At 32.2% G+C, this 255-nt stretch carries 1 pseudogene; it reads right to left on the reverse strand.

Features of this window, described 5'->3' with window-relative positions:
• Positions 1 to 235, reverse strand: a pseudogene (locus J3S90_RS16250) (hypothetical protein); the annotation flags it as partial.
• Positions 236 to 255 lie beyond the last annotated feature (20 nt).

Genomic DNA, 255 nt, shown 5'->3' on the forward strand with positions numbered 1-255 from the left:
GATTAGAGTTTGTAGTTCGTGTAAAATTGCGTTGTTTGGGTACCAATAGGGCATGAGCTCTTAGAAAATCAAAGAAATTATCACGTCCGATTTTGATGTTTTCTTGTTTTATATCGTCTTGTAAAAGCTGATATAATTTTCGACCTCCAATTGCTTGATTAATTTCACCTCTTTTATCAATGACCATTTTTATCATCTTTTGATTGTCAGATTTTTGTTTTTGACAACGGTTCATTTTTTGATAGAAGGCTTGTC

The sequence above is a fragment of the Flavobacterium flabelliforme genome, assembly GCF_017948675.1.
Taxonomy (GTDB): Bacteria; Bacteroidota; Bacteroidia; order Flavobacteriales; family Flavobacteriaceae; genus Flavobacterium; species Flavobacterium pygoscelis.